The following is a 17,590-nucleotide window of genomic DNA, read 5'->3' as shown; positions in this document are numbered from 1 at the left end:
GAGACCGCCCGATGGCCGCCCATCCCACGCTGTCACGCCGCCCGCTGCGCATCCTGACCTGGCATGTGCACGGCAACTATCTGTACTACCTGAGCCATGTGCCGCACACCTTTGTGCTGCCGGTGGACGCCGAGCGTTCGCCGGGCTACACCGGTCGCACCGGCACCCTGCCGTGGGGCGACAACCTCGTCGAAGTACCGGTGGAAGACCTGCCCGACACCGAGTTCGACTGCATCCTGTTCCAGTGCGCGCGCAACTACGAAGAAGACCAGCACCGCCTGCTGACGCCGGCCCAACGGCGGCTGCCGCGCATCTTCCTGGAGCACGACCCACCACAGGTCCACCCCACCAACACCCGGCACCCGGTGGACGACCCGGACACGCTGCTGGTGCACGTCACACCGTTCAACGCGCTGATGTGGGACAACGGCCGCAGCCCGGTGCGCGTGGTCGAGCACGGCGTCACCGTGCCGCAAGTGCAGTACAGCGGCGAGCTGACACGCGGTATCGCGGTGGTGAATCACCTCGCGCGGCGCAGCCGGCGCCTCGGCGCAGATGTGTTCGAGCAGGCGCGCGAACAGGTGCCGATCGACCTCGTCGGCATGGATGCGCAGCGCAGCGGCGGGCTGGGCGAAATCCCCAACCTCGAGCTACCAGCCTTCCTCGCACGCTACCGTTTCTACTTCCACCCGATACGCTGGACCAGCCTCGGCCTGGCCGCCATCGAAGCGATGATGGTCGGCCTGCCGGTGGTCGGGCTGGCCACCACCGAGCTGGTCAGCGTGGTGCGCAACGGCCGTGAGGGCTGGATCGACACCGATCCGCAGAAGCTGGTCGAAGTCATGCGCCATTTGATCGACGACCCGGCCGAGGCCGCCCGCATGGGAGCCGAAGCACGCCGCACGGCGCTGGAGCGCTTCGGCATCGAACGCTTCGTCGCCGACTGGCTGGCGGTCTTCGCCGAAGCCACCGGCCAGGCACAGCCGCAAAGCGGTGACCGCCTTGCCGTGTTGTGAACAGCGCGGCGCAAGCGCGTCGGCTCTAGCCTGCGGCGACGCGTCGGGCGCGCGATTTGGGCTGCGCCGCCGCCTGCGTGCTTGCGCGCCGCTGCGGCGACACGCCGGCATCGATGGGCGCGTCCAGCATGCTGCGGTAAAGCGCCACATAGCCGGCCGCGCTGGCCTTCCAGCTCATGTCGCGGCGCATGCCGTTACGCCGCAGCCGGTCCCAGGCGTCAGGGTTGTTGCGCACGGCGGACACGCGGTCCACCGTCGCGATCAGGGCCTCGACCGTCGGCTCGGTGAACACGAAGCCGGTGGCTTCGCCGCGCTCCAAGGCGCCCGGCTCGTAGTCGCACACCGAGTCGGCCAGGCCACCGGTGGCGCGCACCACCGGTGGCGTGCCGTAGCGCTGACTGTACATCTGGTTGAGGCCGCAGGGCTCGAAGCGCGACGGCATCAGAAAGGCATCGGCGCCGGCCTCGATGCGGTGCGCCAGCGCCTCGTCAAAGCCGATATGCACGGCCACCCGGCCGGGCCAGGTCTGCGCCGCCTCCCGCAGCGACAGTTCCAGGCCCGCGTCACCACTGCCCAGCAGCACCAGTTGCAGTGGCCGGGCCAGCAGCTCGGGCAGGGCTTCCAGCACCAGATCCACGCCCTTCTGCTCGGTGATCCGGCTGGTCATGCCGAGCAGCAGCACGTCGTCGCGGACCTCCAGACCGGCTTCCTGCTGCAGCGCGCGTTTGTTGTCGGCCTTGGCGGCCAGCGCATCGGCGTCGTAGTTGCGCGCCAGATGAGGGTCGCTGGCCGGGTCCCACTGCGCGGGGTCGATGCCGTTGAGAATGCCGTTGAGGCTCTCGCGCCGTGTCCGCAGCAGACCCTGCAGGCCGCAGCCCAGCGGCTCGTCCAGAATCTCGCGGGCGTAGGTCGGGCTGACCGTGACGATGCGGTCGGCGTAGTACAAACCGGCCTTGAGGAAGGACAGCTGACCCCAGTACTCCACACCCTCGACGCCCGTCGACTCCGGCGGCAGACCGAGCGCTGCCGCGCTCGACATCGGGAAGAGCCCCTGAAAAGCCAGGTTGTGCACCGCCATCAGGCTGCGTGCCGGTTGCGGCAGGCCGAGCTTGAGGTAGGCCGGCGTCAGCGCTGCCGTCCAGTCGTTGCAATGCACCACGTCGGGCCGCCACGACAGCGGGCTGGCCGCGCTCGACAGGCGCGCCGCCACGCGCGACAACAGGCCGAAACGCAGCGCGTTGTCGGCATGGTCCCCGCTCTGTTCGTCCTGATAGGGGCCGCCGTTGCGGGCGTACAGCGACGGGCAGTCCAACACCATCACCGGCACGCCGTCGGGCAGGCGCCCGCGCAACAGCGTGGCTTTCGGAAAGCCGGCCTCGGGCTCGAACACAGCGGCGCGCCGCAAGCCCTTGGCCTGCGCCAGCACCGACGGGTAGGCGGGCATCAACACCCGCGCGTCCACATCCAGCTCGCGCAGCGCGGCGGGCAAGCCAGCGCTGACCTCGCCGAGGCCGCCGGTCTTGGCCCACGGCGCGCATTCAGGGGTGACATACAGGATCTGCAGGGCGCGTTTTTTGCTCATGTTGATTCTCTCCATACCGGTGCCGCGCGGGGCGGCAAGCGGTTGTTGACGGGACAAAGGGGGATGCAGTGATTCTGTGTGGCGATATCGGTGCAACGAAAAGCCTGCTCGGCTACGCCGAACAACATGGCGACGGCTTCCGCATGGGCTTCGTGAGGCGTTACGAGAACCGTGACTGGCCGGACTTCAACGATCTGGTCATCGACTTCATCGCTGCAGCGGCCCAAGTCACCGGCCGGCCGGCCGAACTGGCGATGGCCGCTTTCGGTGTGGCCGGGCCGGTCGGGCCAGGCGGCGTGCATATGACCAATCGCGACTGGCAGATCGGCGACGACGCGCTGCGCACCCTGCTGGGTGGCGCGCCGGTGAGCCTGCTCAACGACTTCGAGGCCAACGCCTACGGCATTTCCGATCTGGCGCCCGACGGCTTGCTCACCCTGCAGCAGGGCGAAACCGTGGCCGGCGCGCCGCAACTGGTGATCGGCGCCGGCTCGGGGCTGGGCGTGGCCTTCCGGCTGCCGGGGCCGAACGGCCCGCGGGTGTTGGCCGGTGAAGGCGGACACATCGGATTCGCGCCGCGCGACACGCGTCAGGCCGGCCTGTGGATGAATCTGCAGGAGCACTTCGGACGGGTCAGCGCCGAGCACGTGGTGTCCGGGCCGGGCCTGGTGCGTATTCATGACTGGCTCAGCGGAAGCGATGGCGTGCCGGTCAACAGCGGCGAGGCGGTGTGGGCGCGCGCGCTGGCCGGCGACCCCTGCGCCAGCGAGGCGCTGGCCATCTTCGTCGACGCCTATGGCGCGGTGTGCGGCGACCACGCCCTGAGCGTGCTGGCGCGCGGCGGGGTGTACCTCACCGGCGGCGTGGCGCCGCGTCTGCTGCCAGCCGCGGCCGGCTCCTTTCTCGACGCCTTCCGCGACAAAGGGCCGCACGCGGTGCTGGCGGCCAGCCTGCCAGTGCATCTGGTCACCGACGAGCGCCTGCCGCTGCTCGGCGCAGCACGCGCGGCGTGGCAACACGCCGGCCATCATTAGGCCGACTCCGCGCGTTCGGCCACCAGCAGCGCGAACGGCAAGGGGCCGAACAGGCCTGAGAGTTCCAGCGCCGTCGGGCCGTCGGCCGGCAGCGGCACTTGCCGCCCCGACAGGGCTTCGCGCCAGCCACCGGGGGCGTGCCGCCACGGCAACTCCACGCAGGTGCCGGCCCAGGTGGCCGCGTCGCAGATGCGCGCTTCATCGCCGCCGGTCAGCCCGAACAACAGGCGTGTGGCAATGGCCACCACGGCGCCATATTCATCCACGCGGGCAAAGGCCACCACGTGGCGGGCGGCCGGCCCGCTCACATCGAGCGGCAGGTAGCGGCCGTCGCGCAGAGTGCTCTCGAGCCTGCGGCGCAGTTCCAGCCCGCGCCACAGCAGGTAGTGCTTGAGACGGCCATCGCCCAGCGTGTCCAGCATCTCCGCGAGGCCTTGCGCGTCGGCACCGTCCGGGTAATCGCGCTGCAGCCCATCGAGGCGCTGCGCGGCGGCGCTGAAATCCACCGGGCGGCGGTTGTCGGGGTCGACCAGGCTGAAATTCCAGCCCTCGCAGCCTTGATACACATCGGGCACGCCGGGCGCAGCGAGCTTGAGCAGTTGCGTGTTCAGGCTGTTCCACGCGCCGTAGCGCGCCACCACCGCATGGAAAGACCGGAAGTCAGCCAGGAAGCCCTGCTCATCCGCCAGCACCCGCCGCACGAATGCGCTCAGCGCGGCTTCATAGGCCGGGTCCGGCGTCATCCAGCTGGTGTGGCTCTTGGCCTCGCGCGCCGACTTGAGCAGGCAGGCCTGCAGCCGCACGATGAGTTCGGCCTTCTCTTCGGCGTCGGGCGGCTCGAACGGCCAGATGCCGAGCAGCGTCTGATAGAACAGGTATTCGTCATTGGCCGACGGTGCGGCTGCAGCGCCTACGCGGGTCTTGCGCCGCTCGTTGAGGCGCCGCCAGCGCCGCAGCGCCAGCCGCCACGCGCCGGGCATCTCGGACAGCACGTCGATGCGCGCGCGCACGTCTTCGGAGCGCTTGCTGTCGTGCGTGGAGGTGGCCAGCAGACCATAGGGATGGGTGCACGCCAGGCGCTCGGTGGCAAGGTGGAAATCCTGCACGCCGATGCCAAAAGTGCGCGGATCACCGCCCACTTCATTGAGCGACATCAGCCGGTTGTAGCGGTAGAAGGCGGTGTCTTCCATGGCCTTGGCCATCACCGGTGCGGTGAATTGCTGGAAGCGGCGCACGAAGTCGAGCTTGAGCCGCCGCAAGGCCGCATCCGGCTCGCTGGGCGCACCCAGCAACACGTCGCGCACGAAGCGCTGCACGCTGGCGTCGCCCGCCAGGCCGCGCGCGGCGGCGTCTTCCACGGCGCTGTGCACGTAACGTCGGTCGCCCTCGCCGACGCCGCGCTCGCCGATATAACTGCGATACACCGGAAAGGCCGCGATGATTTCAGCCAGCGCGCCACGCAAGCGGCTGCGCGTGAAGTCGCGTGTGCGGCGGTCGCGCTGCGCGATGTCGTGCAGGCGGTGCGCCAACGTGCCCAGCTCGCCCGACAGCGAGTGCGTCATGATCAGCTGGCGCGACTCCAGCAGCACTTCGCTGAAGGTGCGCGACTCACCGGTGAAGGCGCGGTAGATGCGGCTGAAGCGCGATTCCTGCACCGGATCGACGAAGAGGTTGTTGCACAGGTTGGCAAAGCGGTAGCCGGTGCCGCCGTGCACCCGCCAGTCGTCGGGCAGGCCCTCGAATTCGGCGAAGATCTTTTCCACCACCACGTACAGCGCTCTGACCGACGCGCCGACGGTCTCGGCGTGGCGCTGCTGCAGGCGCTCGAAGTAGGCCGCCGGATCGGCCAGCCCGTCGGGGTGGTCGATGCGCAGGCCGCTGACCCGCCCTTCGGCGCACCACTGCAGCACGCGCGCATGCGTGGCCTCGAACACCTCGGCGTGTTCCATGCGCAGGGCGGCGAGGTCGTTGACGTCGAAGAAGCGGCGGTAATTGATGTCGTCGGCCGCCACCCGCCATGAGGCCAGGCGATAGGCCTGACGCGACAGCAAGGCATCCAGCGCATCGAAGCTGGCCGGCTCGCCGACCTCGCCCCGATAGGCTGCCAGCGCAGCTTCGACGCGTTGCTGCACCGCCGGCAAGCGCGCATACAGCTCGGCCAGCTGCTGCTTGAACAGCACCTGATTGCGGCGCCGCTCGGCCAGCGCCTCGGAGTCCTCGGCGTCGCGCGGCGGCAGATGGCGCAAGGCCGCCAGCAAGGTCTCCAGCGCGGCGTCCTCGGTCACCTCGGCTTCGCCGGGCGCGGACTCGGACGGCACCGCCGCATCCAGGATGGCTGGGTAGTCGCTGGGGTCCACCGGGAAGCGGTGGCCGTAGTAATGCACGCTGAATTCACCGCGCTCCGGCGCGAAGTCGAGCCGCAATTCGCCGTTTTCCAGCACCCGTCCGTACTGGTCGCCCAGTACCGGCAGCAGCAGCTTGCCGCGCAATTCGGCAAAGGACGGTTCCCAGTCGATGTCGAAGTGGTCGGCGAACTCCGACGCCTGCCCGTTCTCGAGCACGTCGAGCCACCATTCGTTGTCGGCCTCGAACACGCCGACATGGTTGGGCACGACGTCGATCACCTGACCCATGCCCTCCTCGGCCAGGCGCGCGCAGTAGCGCTCGAAGTCGTCCTCGCTGCCGATCTCCGGGTTCAGCGTGGCGTGATCGACGATGTCGTAACCGTGGCTGCTGCCCGGTCGCGCCTTGAAGAAGGGCGAGGAATACACGTGGCTGACGCCCAGCCTGGAAAGGTAGGGCAGCACCGCTTCGGCGTCGGCAAAGCCGAACGCCGCATTCATCTGCAGGCGATAGGTGGCGCGCGGAATGGTGGCGAGTTCGGGGTGGAAATCCGGCGGCCCACCACTGAGCAACAGCGGCCGATGCCGACGCTCGCCGTTGATGGCCTCGGTCACCGCCTGCCAGCGCGGATCGGCGGCGAGTTCGGTGAGGCTGGCGGCAAGCCGGCAGCGCCAGTTGGGCCAGGTCTCTTCGCCGGTGCCGGGCAGGTTCACCGCGTCGAGCTGGCCCAGCACGTCCTCAAGCTGCACCGCCAGCATGGCCGCCGGCGAACGCGCGAGATAGCGATGTACGGCCGGCGCCAGCCAGGCCGGCGGCTCACCGCCGTCCTCGGCCTCTTGACGCGACAACTCACCGGCCAGGCCCTGTTCGCTGAGCGCATCGAGCAGCGCCGCGCGGTCCTCGCGGCGGCGCTGGAAGTGCCGGTCACGCAGGCCGCTGTCGGAATAGATGCCGAGCCGCTCGCGCAGCATCAGATCGCGGCTGCACCAGTAGCCGCGCAGCGTCGGCAGGTCGTGCGTGCCGACCACCGCCATAGCTGCCGCCTGCCAGTGCTGCGGCGCGCGGAAGGCCGCGCCGTCCTGTTCGAAATACAGCGGCCGGTAGGACAGCAGGCCGTGGCGCGCCATGGCCTCGCGCACCTGCGGCGGCACGATGCCCAGATCCTCGCCGATGATCAGGCAGCGCTGGCGTCGACTCTCCAGGCACAGCAGACGCATCAAGGCTTCCAGTTCGGCGCCGACATAGGCGCCGACCGCCGGCCGGCCATCCACACGGGCAGCCGGCAACCAGAACAGCCGCATCAGGCTCATGACGTGGTCGATGCGCAGCGCACCGGCGTGACGCATGCTGGCGCGCAGCACGGCGCGGAAGGCGGCGTGGCCATCGGCCGCCTGGCGGCGCGGGATGGGCGGCGGGAAGCCCCAGTCCTGCCCGGCCGGGTTCAACTCGTCGGGCGGCGCGCCGGCGTGGGCGCCGAAGGCGTGCAGCGACTGGCGCGCCCAGGTTTCCGAGCCGCCCTCGTTCACGCCGACGGCGAGGTCGCGATACAGGCCGATGCGCATGCCGCGCGCGCGACAGCGCGAGGCCACCGCATACAGCTGCGCTTCGGCCTGCCATTGCAGGTATTCGAAGAACTCGATGTCCTGCTCGTGATCGCCGGCGAAGGCTTCCACCGCCGCACCGTCGGGGTCGCGGTATTCCGGCGGCCAGGCAGGCCAGCCCCACACGGCCTGGTCGCGCTCATAAAAGTGGGCCTGCAGGGCGTCGAACAGCGCATGCAGACGCAGGCTGCGGCCGCCCTCGCGCTGAAAGTCGCGGAACAGCCCGGCGCGCTGCGTGCCGCGTTCCAGATGGGTGCTGCGGAAATGGCGGTAGAGCAGTTCGAGCACCTCGAACTTGGCCGCCGCCACTCCGCCGTAGTCCACCTGCTCGCTGGCGCGCAGCGCCTCGATGCGGCGGCGAAAGTCGGCCGAGGCGCTCAGCTCGGCGGCCGCCTCGCACTCGGCGAAATCGCGCGTGGCCTCGATGTCGATGTACAGCACGTTGAGCCACTCGCGGCTCGACGGGCTGTACGGGCTGGCCCGCGCCGGATCGTGCGGGAACAGCGCGTGCAGCGGATTCACGCCGACGAAGTGAGCACCCGCGTCGGCCGCCAGATCCACCAGCCGGCGCAGGTCGCCGAAGTCGCCCATGCCCCAGTCGCGGGACGAGCGCAACGCATACACCTGCACCGACGGGCCCCACAGGCGCTCGCCCGCGGTGGGCTGGCAACTGTCCGGGCAGACCGCCACGGTGGTTTCGGCCAGCGGCTGTGCAGCGCTGGCCGATTCGTACAGCGAGAGGCGGTGGTAGCCCGCCGGCAGGTCGACCGGCAGGTTCAGCTCGGCTTCCTGCAGCGTCCCGGCGTTGTCGGACGGGCCGTTGAGCGCGCGCGCAAAGGCCAGGCCACCGCGCTCGCCGCCTTCTTCGAGCTGAATGCGCCAGCGCAATTGCGTGCCCACCATCTCGGGCGGCAGTCGCGGGCGCACGCGCAGCGGCGGTGCGCCGGCCTCCAGCGCCAGCAATGCCGGCAGCACGCAGGCCGCATCCTCGGCGTGCAGACGGGCCAGCTCCGCCTCGGCTGCGCCGGCCACATCGAGCTCGCCCAGCGGGTGGCCCATGGCCGCCAGCAGCGCGAGCTGGCTCGTGCGCGGCACTTCGGTGCGGCGGCCCCAGGCGTCCTCAAAGCTGGCGTCGATGCCCAGAAACTCGCACAACGCATCCACTGCATCGGCAGCCATGCTCAGTCCTCTTCCGGTGGTCGATTGAGGGCATCGAGCACATAGGCACGTACGGCCCACGGCCCCAGCCGGCCGCCGTTGTCACGAGCCTCGGCGCCGACGGCAGCAAAGGGCGGCACGCCTGGTTCGGGCAGTGGCGGCGAATCGAGGCCGGACAGATTGGCGGCGAGCACCAGCGTGAAGCCGTCGCTGGTCTGCCAGCGCAACTCGAAGGCGTTGTCACCGGCGAAGACCCGCGCGCAGCGCCCCGGCACGAGCCGCGGCAGCAGCGGCTGGACGAGACGACGGCGCAGCGCCAGCAGCTCGCGGTAGAAGCTCAGCCACTCCTGCGCTTCGGGCAGACGGCGGGCGTCCCAGTCGAGCTTGCTGGCGAGAAAGGTCGATTCCGCGCAGGGGTCGGGAATGGCCTCGGTGTCGAACTGGGCGAAGTCGGCGAACTCCTTGCGGCGCCCGTCGCGCACCGCTTCACCGAGCTCTCCGCTGTAGTCGCAGAAGTACAGGAACGGCGTGGTGGCGCCGGCTTCCTCGCCCATGAACAGCAAGGGCGGCTGCGGCGCCAGCAGTTGCAGCGCAACCAGCGCGCGCAGGCGCTGCACGGTGGTGAGCTTGATGATCCGCTCGCCCAGCGCACGGTTGCCGACCTGGTCGTGGTTCTGCAAAAAGTTCACGAAGGCGCTGGCCGGCAGGCTGGCGCTGGCTTCCCCGCGCGGACCGCCGTGAAACTCGGAATACTCACCCTGGTAGGCAAAGCCCTGGGCCAGGCAGCGTGCCAGCAGGCGCACCGGACTGTCGGCGAAGTCGGCGTAGTAACCATCCTGCTCGCCGGTGAGCAGCGCGTGGGCGGCATGGTGGTAGTCGTCGTTCCACTGCGCTTCGTAGCGCCCCGGCGTCGCCGGCGGGCCAAGCAGGCTGGCGCGGTTGTCGACGTTCTCCAGCACCAGATGCACGTGACGGTCGCGCACGCGCTCACGCACCCGCAGCGAGATCTCTTCGAGAATGTGCGGGCGGCTGTCGTCGAAGATGGCGTGCACGGCGTCCAGACGCAGGCCGTCAAAGCGGTATTCCTGCAGCCAGTACAAGGCGTTGTGCACGAAGAAATCGCGCACCGTCTGACTCGCGTCGCCGGCGTAGGCGATGGCGCCGCCCCACGGCGTTTGGTAGGCATCGGTGAAGAACTGCGGCGCGTAGGCGTGGAGGTAATTGCCGTCCGGCCCGAAGTGGTTGTAGACCACGTCGAGAAACACCATCAGGCCGCGCTTGTGGGCGGCCTGCACGAAGCGCTTGAGTTCGTCCGGCGTGCCGTAGTCGGCCGCCGGCGCATACGGCAGCACGCCGTCGTAGCCCCAACCGCGATGGCCCGAAGCCTGGGCCAGCGGCATCAGTTCGATGGCGGTGATGCCCAGCCCGGCCAGCTCGTCGAGCCGGCTCTCGGCGGCTGCGTAGGTGCCTTCCAGCGTGAACGTGCCCACATGCAGCTCGTACAGCACGCACTCTTCCCACCGCCGGCCGCGCCAGTTGGCATCGTCCCAGCGGAAACTGGCCGGATCGACGATCTGGCTGGGTCCGTGCACACCGTGCGGGTTGAAGCGCGAGGCCGGGTCGGGCACCTCCAGGCCATCCTCCAGCACAAAGCTGTAGAGATCGCCGGGGCGGGCCTGCCACAGCTTGCAGCTGTGCCAGCCGTCGGAGACGGAACACTCCTGCACGATGCGCTCACCGTCGGCGCAGTACAGGCACAGGCTGACGCGCTGCTGCGTCGGCGCCCACAGCCGGAAGCGGTAGCCGGCGTCGGGGTTGGAGGCGTTCAGCACGCGCGTGCCGAACGGCATGCGATGCTCGAAATTGGCGTTGCGGCGGGCTTCATCCTCACGCCGCCAGCCGCGCGAGAACCGAAGGGCCGGATGTGCGAAGGCTGTACTCATGGCTTGAGCTGCCCTTTGCCGACGACCACGATGCCGCTGTCGCTGACGTGGAAACGGGCCCGATCGGCATCCAGGTCGTAGCCGATCTGCATGCCGGGCGGGATGACGTTGTACTGGTCGATGATGGCGCGCCGCACCTTGGCGCCGGCACCGATGACGCTGCGGTCCATGACGATGGATTCGCTGACCTCGGAACCCGGCTCCAGCACGACCTCGCGCCGCAGCATCGAACGCTCGACGCTGGCATCGCGAATCAGCACGCCGGCACCCACCGAAGCGCAATGGATGCGTCCGTTGATGATCTGGGCCGAATCGGTCTGATCGGGTGCGGCATAGATCGGCCAGTGCGGGTTGGCCATGGAGAAGCTCGGCGACTCGCCCAGCGTGTCGAAATTGGCCTGGTAGAAGGCTTCGATGGTGCCGACGTCGCGCCAGTAGCCGATTTCCTCACTGTCGCGCAGGCCCGGCACGGTGTTGGTCGAAAAGTCGTAGGCCATCACGCGATGGCTGTCGCTCAAGGCCGGCAGCAGATTGCGGCCGAAGTCGTAGCCGCCGCGCGAATGCGCACGATTGAGCGCATCCACCAGCACGCCGGTGTTGAAGATGTAATTGCCCATCGAGGCCAGCGCATGGTCCGAACGGCCGGGCATCGGCTCGGCCGTCGCGGGCTTCTCCTGGAACTCGCGGATGCGGTGGTCGTTGTCGGTGCGGATGATGCCGAAGGACGAGCACTGCGACAGCGGCACCGGAATTGCCGCCACGGTGGCGTCGGCGCCGCTGTCGAGGTGAAAGCGCGCCATCTGCCGCACGTCCATGCGATAGACATGATCGGCCCCGAAGACCGCCACCAGATCAGGCTTGATCAGGTCGATCAGGTGCAGGTTCTGGTACACCGAGTCGGCCGTGCCCTGGAACCACTCCGGTCCGTTGAGCATCTGCGGCGGCACGACAGTGACGAAGTGGTGCGGAATCACCGGGCTCATGACCCACGAGCGACGCACATGCTCGATCAGCGACTGCGACTTGTATTGCACCAGCAGGTAGATCGAGAAGATCTCCGAATTGATGAGATTGGAGAGCACAAAATCGACGATGCGGTGGCGTCCATTGAACGGCACCGAGGGTTTTGATCTCTGGGCAGTCAAGGGGTGCAGACGGCTGCCTTCCCCTCCTGCCATGACGAACGCGAGTACGGATTTGCCAGCAATCATGATGTGCCTCTCTGGTTGAAGAACCGGCGGCCGATGGCGGGCCTTCCGGTAGTAATGGCGCCAGCGGCCACGGCCCGCGGATGCGGGCGGGGTACGCCGGCCGGCGCTTGAATGGCCGCCGTGCGCTGCGCACGGCGGAAATGGGTGAGCCCTCGCCGGGGCGTTGTGGTGTCGCGTCTCATGCGCGCAACTCCCGCACAGCGGCCCGCGGTGGCAAGGCACTGCGCGGCGTGGCCGTGGCGCGACGCCGCAGGCCACGCTTGAGCAGGCGGCTGAGCACGTCGTCGGGCAGCGGCGTAGTGCCATCGGAATCCGCTGCATCGGCCAGCTCGCCGGCGAGGTAGAGGTCAAAAATCACCGGGCAGATGTAGCTCGCCCGCGTCACCGCGGCGGTGTTGCCAAGCTGCGCCGCCACCTCGCGCACGCAGCGCGTGAGTACCTTGGCGCCGCTGCGCTCGTCCGCCGGCGCACCGGCCGCGGCCAGAATGCAGGCGGCTCGGGCGGTGCCGCCCCAGGTGCGGAAATCCTTGGCGCTGAAGGGGCCGGCGAGGTCGCGGATGTAGGCGTTGAGCTCGCTTGCCCGCACCGGCCGCACCCCGCCGCTGCCGTCGTCGCACTTGAACAGCACGCTGCCGGGCAGTTCGAGCAGGCGCCCGACCAGCCGGGCCAGGCGGCGATCGCGCAGCGTCTGTTCCTGCTCGACGCCGTGCTTGCCGGTGTAGCGCAGCATCAGCAGGCTGCCGTCCACCCGCACGTGGCGCTTGCGCAGCGTGCTCAGGCCATAGCTGCGGTTTTGCCGCGCGTAAGCGGCGCCGCCCACGCGCGGATGCATGCAGTCGAGCAGGCGCACCATCAGCGCCAGCACCTTGCGTTGCGGCAGGCCGGGGCGGCGCAGGTCGGCCTCGGTGTGTTCGCGCAGCCGCGGCAGCGCCTCGGCAAAGCGCGCCAGACGCTGCCACTTGTGCATGGCGCGGCGCCGCACGAAATCCGGGTGATAGCGGTATTGCAGGCGGCCACGGGCGTCACGCCCGAAGGCCTGCAGCACCTCGTCCGGATCGGGGCTGACGAACACCTCGCGATAAGCCGGCGGCACGGCCAGCGCGGCGATGCGCGCCAGCCCGGCGCGATTGCGGTATTCCCGCCCGTCGGGGCGCAGGTAGCGGAAGCCGCCGCCGGGCAGCGCCTCGCGGCGCAGATAGCGATTGCGCAGCACGCTGGTGCAGGTTTCGGCCATGGCCTCAGCCCTCCCCGTCCAGCCGCGCGACAAATTCGCGCATGTAGTTTTCGTCGCTGTCGGGCATGGCCGCGAACAGCAGCAGGGAGCGCGCGCCGACGCGGTAGCTGTCACCCACGCCAAAATCCGGGCAGCCGTCGGGGCCATCGAGGGCGGTCGTGACCAGCAGTGTCCAGCGCGTCACGCCGGCGACGGTCGGCAGCGTCCATTCCACGGCCACATGCGCGGCATTGAGGATCAGCAGCGTCACCATGTCGGCGCACGGCTCGGGGCCGGTGCCGAGGTGGGCGCGCCCGTCGGCCAGCATGCCGAAGCAGCGCATCACCGGATCGTCCCAGGCCTCGGACTGCAGCTCTTCGCCGGACGGCGACAGCCAGATCACGTCGCGCATTTCGTGCGAGGGATGGCCGCCGGTGGCGAAGCGCGCCGGGCGCAGCACCGGCAGCGCCCGACGGATGGCCAGCACCCGGCGCACGAAGGCGATCTGTGCGGCAGCGCCGCCGGCCAGCGCGGGCCAGTCGATCCAGCCGATGCGGTTGTCCTGGCAATAGGCGTTGTTGTTGCCCTGCTGGCTGCGACCCAGCTCATCGCCGGCCAGCAGCATCGGCGTGCCCTGGGCGAACAGCAGGGTGGCGAGCAGGTTGCGTTTCTGACGCTCGCGCAGTTCGATGATCTCGGCATCGTCGGTCGGGCCTTCCGCGCCGCAGTTCCACGAACGGTTGTCGGAATGGCCGTCGCGGTTGTCTTCGCCGTTGGCTTCGTTGTGCCGCTCGTTGTAGGAAACGAGGTCGTGCAGCGTGAAGCCGTCGTGGGCGGTGATGAAATTGACGCTGGCCCACGGCCGCCGGCCGCGACGGTTGTAGCGCTCGGCAGAGCCGGTGAGGCGGCCGGCGAGATCGCCGGCCTGGCCTTCGTCGCCACGCCAGAACGAGCGCACGGTGTCGCGGAAGCTGTCGTTCCACTCGGCCCAGCCGGGCGGGAAGTTGCCCGGCTGGTAGCCGCCGGGGCCGCAGTCCCAGGGCTCGGCGATGAGCTTGACGCGTTCGAGCAGCGGATCCTGCCGGCAGGCGTCGAGAAAGCCGCAGCCGGGGTCAAAACCGGCGTCCTCGCGCCCGAGCACGGTGGCCAGATCGAAGCGAAAGCCGTCCACGCCCAGGTGCACCCAGTGGCGCAGGCTGTCGAGCACCATCTGCACGACGCGCGGGTGGCTCTGGTTGAGCGTGTTGCCGGTGCCGGTGTCGTTGATGTAGTGACGGCGGTCGGGCGCCAGCCGGTAGTAAGAGGCGTTGTCGAGGCCCTTGAAGCTCAGCGTCGGCCCCAGCTCGTTGCCTTCGGCTGTGTGGTTGTAGACCACGTCGAGGATGAGCTCGATTCCGGCGTCGTGCAGTCGCTCGACCATCTCGCGGAAGGCCTGCGCGCCAGCGCCGGGGAGATAGCGTGGCTCGGGCGCGAAGAAGCCGAGGCTGTTGTAACCCCAGTAGTTGCGCAGCCCGCGCTCGAGCAGGTGGGCGTCATCCACGAAGGCATGCACCGGCAGCAGCTCCAGCGAGGTCACGCCGAGGCTGCGCAGGTGGTCGATCACGGCCGGGCTTGCGATGCCGCCGAAGCCGCCGCGCAGCTTGGCCGGCACATTCGGGTGCAAGCGCGTGAGGCCGCTCGCGTGGGCTTCGTAGATCACCGTATGCGGCCACGCCACGCGGTGCGCGAGCGGCACTTCGCGCGCCGGCTCCGGCGAGGTGACGCGGGCCTTGAGCATGGCCGAGGCGCTGTCGCGACGATCGAAGCCGGCGCCGGGTTCGCGGCGGTTGCGCATGTCGTAGCCGAACAGCACGGAGCTCCAGCGCAGGCGGCCGACCAGCTCGGTGGCGTAGGGGTCGAGCAGCAGCTTGTGCGGGTTGAAGCGGTGGCCTTCTTCCGGCACATACGGCCCATGGGCGCGGTAGCCGTAGACCAGTCCGGGCTGCGCGCCGGGCAAAAAGCCGTGCCACACCTCGTCGGTGTATTCCGGCAATTCCAGACGCGCGACCTCGTTACGGCCGTCCGCGTCGAACACGCACAGTTCGATGCGGCTGGCGTGGGCCGAGAACACCGCGAAGTTCACCCCGTCGCCGGTGCAGGTCGCCCCCAGCGGATGCGGCTGCCCGGGCTCCAGACGCAGCTCTGCCGGCAAGCTCATTGCCATCCTCCCTGTTCGATGGGGGCGGCGAAATCGTCGCGCGGCGTGCGCACCGCCTTGATCACGTCGTGCACGAAGCACAGCTTGTCGAGCACCGTGTTGGCGATGACAAAGGGGTAGGCATCGCCCTGTCCCAGGCTGCGGCCCATGTTGTTGAGGAACTGGCTGAGCGGCAGCCACTGCTCCAGCAGCACCTGGCGAAACGGGCGGGCGCCGTTGGCAACGTCAGGCACGCCGACCGGCCCGCCCTCGCTGGTAGCGGAATGCAGCGCGAAGCCCCAGTGCGCAGCGGTGTCGAGCGCATCGCTGATGTGCAGGTAGTGCGCCCAGGTCTCCGCCCAGTCTTCCCACGGGTGGGCGGCGGCGTAGGCGCTGATGTGGTGCTGCGACCAGTCGGTCGACGGCGGCGCGGCGTAATGCGCGGCGAGGGCGGCGGCGTAGTCCTGGCGCTCGTCGCCGAAGAGCTGACGGAAGCCCGGCAGCCACGGCCCGCCGTCGACCAGGCGCTCCCAGTAGTAGTGGCCGATCTCGTGGCGGAAGTGGCCGAGCAGCGTGCGGTAGAGCTCGCCCAGCGCCACGCGGCGGGCTTCGCGGGCGCTGTCGTCAGCCTCGGCAATGTCCAGCGTGATGGTGCCGTGCAGGTGGCCGGTGGTCGGCGCCTGCTCGCCGCCACTGCCGCGGCGGAAGTCGAACATCAGCGGGTAGCCGTTCTCGCCGTCCACCGGCAGGCCGAGCTGGTAGAGCGAGTAGAACAGCCGACGCTTGGCCGCTTCGAGCTTGAGCCAGGCGGCCTTCTCGTACGGATTGTTCACGTCGGGGATGAGATCGGTGTGGCGGCAACAGCGGCACAGCGTGTTGGCGTCTTCGGCACGCACCATCCAGTTGCAGATCTGGTGATTGGCGTAGTTGTGGCAGGGCTGCCAGGCCAGTGCCTCGCCCTGCTGCGCATCGACGCCCAGGCGCTGCCAGCGACCGTCCGGCCGAACTTCGAAGGCGGCCATGGCCAGCTCTTCCGGCACGAAACCGAGCCGCGCCCCGCACTTTCCGCACAGGTCGTTCTCGAAGAAGGCGACGAAGCCGCAACGCTCACACTGAAAGCTTTTCATGGCGCCGGCGCCTGTGTGCCTTCCACAGGGCTGTCGGGCCAGCCGGCGGCCTCCGGCGACATGGCGCCCTCACGCGCCGGCCGCTCGATGGTGGCCCGGTGCTGGGGCAGCCACTCCGGATAGTGTTCCTGCATGAAGGAAATCAGCTGCTCGCGCACCTTGCAGCGCAAATCCCAGCCCAGCCCAGCATCGCGGGTGCTGACCAGCGCGCGCAACTGCATTGCCTTGTCGCTGAAGTCGGTGACCTGCAGCACGCACACCCGGCCATCCCATTCCTGCGCCTGCTCCAGGATGTCCTTGAGCGCGTCACGCAGCGGCTGCACCGGCATGCGGTAATCGACCCACAGGAACACCGAGCCGATCAGGTCGGAAGTGCGTCGGGTCCAGTTCTGGAACGGGTTCTGAACGAAGTACTCGAGCGGCACGACCAGCCGGCGGTCGTCCCAGATGCGTACCACTACATAGGTGCCGGTGATTTCTTCGACCCGCCCCCACTCGCCTTCGACGATGAGCACGTCGTCCACGCGGATGGGCTGTGCCAGCGCGATCTGCAGGCCGGCGATGAGGTTGCCGAGCACGGGGCGCGCGGCCAGACCTGCGACGATGCCGGCCAGGCCGGCCGAGGCGAGCAGGCTGGCGCCGATCTGGCGCACGTTGGGGAAGGTCATCAGCACCGAGCCGAGACCGAGCAGACCCACTATGACCATGGCGATGCGCGCCAGCACGCGCACCTGGGTATGTATGGCGCGCGCTTGCAGGTTGTCCGCCACGGTGGTCGGATGGCGCGCCGCCGTAGCGTCGGCCAGCGCCGCAACAACGCGCATCGCCAGCACGGTGACCAGCAGGATGACGGCGATCGACATGAGCTGGCGCAGGCCGGCCAGCACGCCGGCCGGAATCGCCGCGTCGGTCAGCGCGAGGTGCACCAGCAACACCGGCAGCAACAGGCGTCGCATGCGGCGCGTGTAGTCCACGATTCGTTGAATCGTCGGATGACGTCGGCTGATCCGTCCCCACAGGCGGTCGAACACCGCATGCAGAACGAGACCAATCACCACCGCCACCACGCACTGCAACAGCAGCGCGATCCACGGATAGCGCGCCAACAGCTCGGTAGCCTCATTCATTCGCCACCCCCGCATAAGCGCAAGCCGCCCTGCACGAGGCAGGGCGGCGCACTGCGAGG

10 protein-coding genes are annotated in these 17,590 nt (G+C 69.2%); 2 read left to right on the top strand and 8 right to left on the bottom strand.

Annotated features, from left to right (window positions below):
• The first annotated feature begins 11 nt into the window (after positions 1 to 11).
• Positions 12 to 1,016: a glycosyltransferase gene (locus AC6H0N_RS05785; protein ID WP_497573114.1), complete on the top strand. Its 1,005-nt coding sequence runs from the start codon at positions 12 to 14 to the stop codon at positions 1,014 to 1,016.
• A 25-nt stretch (positions 1,017 to 1,041) separates the two neighbouring features.
• Here the strand turns inward: AC6H0N_RS05785 and glgA are convergent, their stop codons facing one another.
• Positions 1,042 to 2,598 carry a glycogen synthase GlgA gene (gene glgA, locus AC6H0N_RS05780; RefSeq protein WP_497573113.1) on the bottom strand — a complete coding sequence of 519 codons (1,557 nt, stop codon included), beginning with the start codon at positions 2,596 to 2,598 and terminating at the stop codon, positions 1,042 to 1,044.
• 68 nt (positions 2,599 to 2,666) lie between these two features.
• Here glgA and AC6H0N_RS05775 point away from each other — a divergent pair, with 68 nt between their 5' ends.
• The gene (locus tag AC6H0N_RS05775) at positions 2,667 to 3,632 is read left to right on the top strand and encodes a glucokinase (protein ID WP_497573112.1); all 966 of its coding nucleotides are present in this window, start codon (positions 2,667 to 2,669) and stop codon (positions 3,630 to 3,632) included.
• Here AC6H0N_RS05775 and AC6H0N_RS05770 read toward each other — a convergent pair.
• The 7 genes from AC6H0N_RS05770 to AC6H0N_RS05740 all read right to left on the bottom strand — a co-directional run bounded on the left by AC6H0N_RS05770 (position 3,629) and on the right by AC6H0N_RS05740 (position 17,531).
• Entirely contained in the window at positions 3,629 to 8,755 is a 5,127-nt protein-coding gene (locus AC6H0N_RS05770; protein ID WP_497573111.1) for a malto-oligosyltrehalose synthase, read from the bottom strand. The genes AC6H0N_RS05775 and AC6H0N_RS05770 overlap by 4 nt on opposite strands.
• 2 nt (positions 8,756 to 8,757) lie before the next feature.
• Positions 8,758 to 10,677, bottom strand: a complete 1,920-nt coding sequence (gene treZ, locus AC6H0N_RS05765; RefSeq protein ID WP_497573110.1) for a malto-oligosyltrehalose trehalohydrolase — start codon at positions 10,675 to 10,677, stop codon at positions 8,758 to 8,760.
• Positions 10,674 to 11,888, bottom strand: coding sequence for a glucose-1-phosphate adenylyltransferase (locus AC6H0N_RS05760; RefSeq protein ID WP_497573109.1), 1,215 nt, complete (start codon positions 11,886 to 11,888; stop codon positions 10,674 to 10,676). The genes treZ and AC6H0N_RS05760 overlap by 4 nt, the downstream gene beginning before the upstream one ends.
• Positions 11,889 to 12,066: 178 nt before the next feature.
• Positions 12,067 to 13,122, bottom strand: coding sequence for a DNA topoisomerase IB (locus tag AC6H0N_RS05755; protein WP_497573108.1), 1,056 nt, complete (start codon positions 13,120 to 13,122; stop codon positions 12,067 to 12,069).
• Between the two features lie 4 nt (positions 13,123 to 13,126).
• Complete coding sequence (gene glgX / locus AC6H0N_RS05750) at positions 13,127 to 15,298, bottom strand: glycogen debranching protein GlgX (RefSeq protein ID WP_497573107.1); 2,172 nt, start codon at positions 15,296 to 15,298, stop codon at positions 13,127 to 13,129.
• Positions 15,295 to 16,404, bottom strand: a complete 1,110-nt coding sequence (locus AC6H0N_RS05745) for a zinc-binding metallopeptidase family protein (protein WP_497573106.1) — start codon at positions 16,402 to 16,404, stop codon at positions 15,295 to 15,297. The genes glgX and AC6H0N_RS05745 overlap by 4 nt, the downstream gene beginning before the upstream one ends.
• A complete protein-coding gene (locus AC6H0N_RS05740) occupies positions 16,401 to 17,531 on the bottom strand; it encodes a mechanosensitive ion channel family protein (protein ID WP_497573105.1) in 1,131 nt (376 codons plus the stop codon). Before AC6H0N_RS05740 ends, AC6H0N_RS05745 begins: the two co-directional genes overlap by 4 nt.
• Positions 17,532 to 17,590 lie beyond the last annotated feature (59 nt).

The organism is Pseudazoarcus sp. NS34, assembly GCF_059703725.1.
The sequence above is the reverse complement of the archived record's forward strand: the minus strand, read 5'-3'. Positions and strand labels throughout refer to the sequence as shown.

What these genes read in the sequence shown, in the direction of transcription:
- AC6H0N_RS05745 (WP_497573106.1), bottom strand. Translation starts at nt 16,404, where the DNA reads ATGAAAAGCTTTCAGTGTGAGCGTTGCGGCTTCGTCGCCTTCTTCGAG.
- AC6H0N_RS05785 (WP_497573114.1), top strand. Translation starts at nt 12, where the DNA reads ATGGCCGCCCATCCCACGCTGTCACGCCGCCCGCTGCGCATCCTGACC.
- glgA (WP_497573113.1), bottom strand. Translation starts at nt 2,598, where the DNA reads ATGAGCAAAAAACGCGCCCTGCAGATCCTGTATGTCACCCCTGAATGC.
- AC6H0N_RS05770 (WP_497573111.1), bottom strand. Translation starts at nt 8,755, where the DNA reads ATGGCTGCCGATGCAGTGGATGCGTTGTGCGAGTTTCTGGGCATCGAC.
- AC6H0N_RS05755 (WP_497573108.1), bottom strand. Translation starts at nt 13,122, where the DNA reads ATGGCCGAAACCTGCACCAGCGTGCTGCGCAATCGCTATCTGCGCCGC.
- AC6H0N_RS05740 (WP_497573105.1), bottom strand. Translation starts at nt 17,531, where the DNA reads ATGAATGAGGCTACCGAGCTGTTGGCGCGCTATCCGTGGATCGCGCTG.
- AC6H0N_RS05760 (WP_497573109.1), bottom strand. Translation starts at nt 11,888, where the DNA reads ATGATTGCTGGCAAATCCGTACTCGCGTTCGTCATGGCAGGAGGGGAA.
- treZ (WP_497573110.1), bottom strand. Translation starts at nt 10,677, where the DNA reads ATGAGTACAGCCTTCGCACATCCGGCCCTTCGGTTCTCGCGCGGCTGG.
- glgX (WP_497573107.1), bottom strand. Translation starts at nt 15,298, where the DNA reads ATGAGCTTGCCGGCAGAGCTGCGTCTGGAGCCCGGGCAGCCGCATCCG.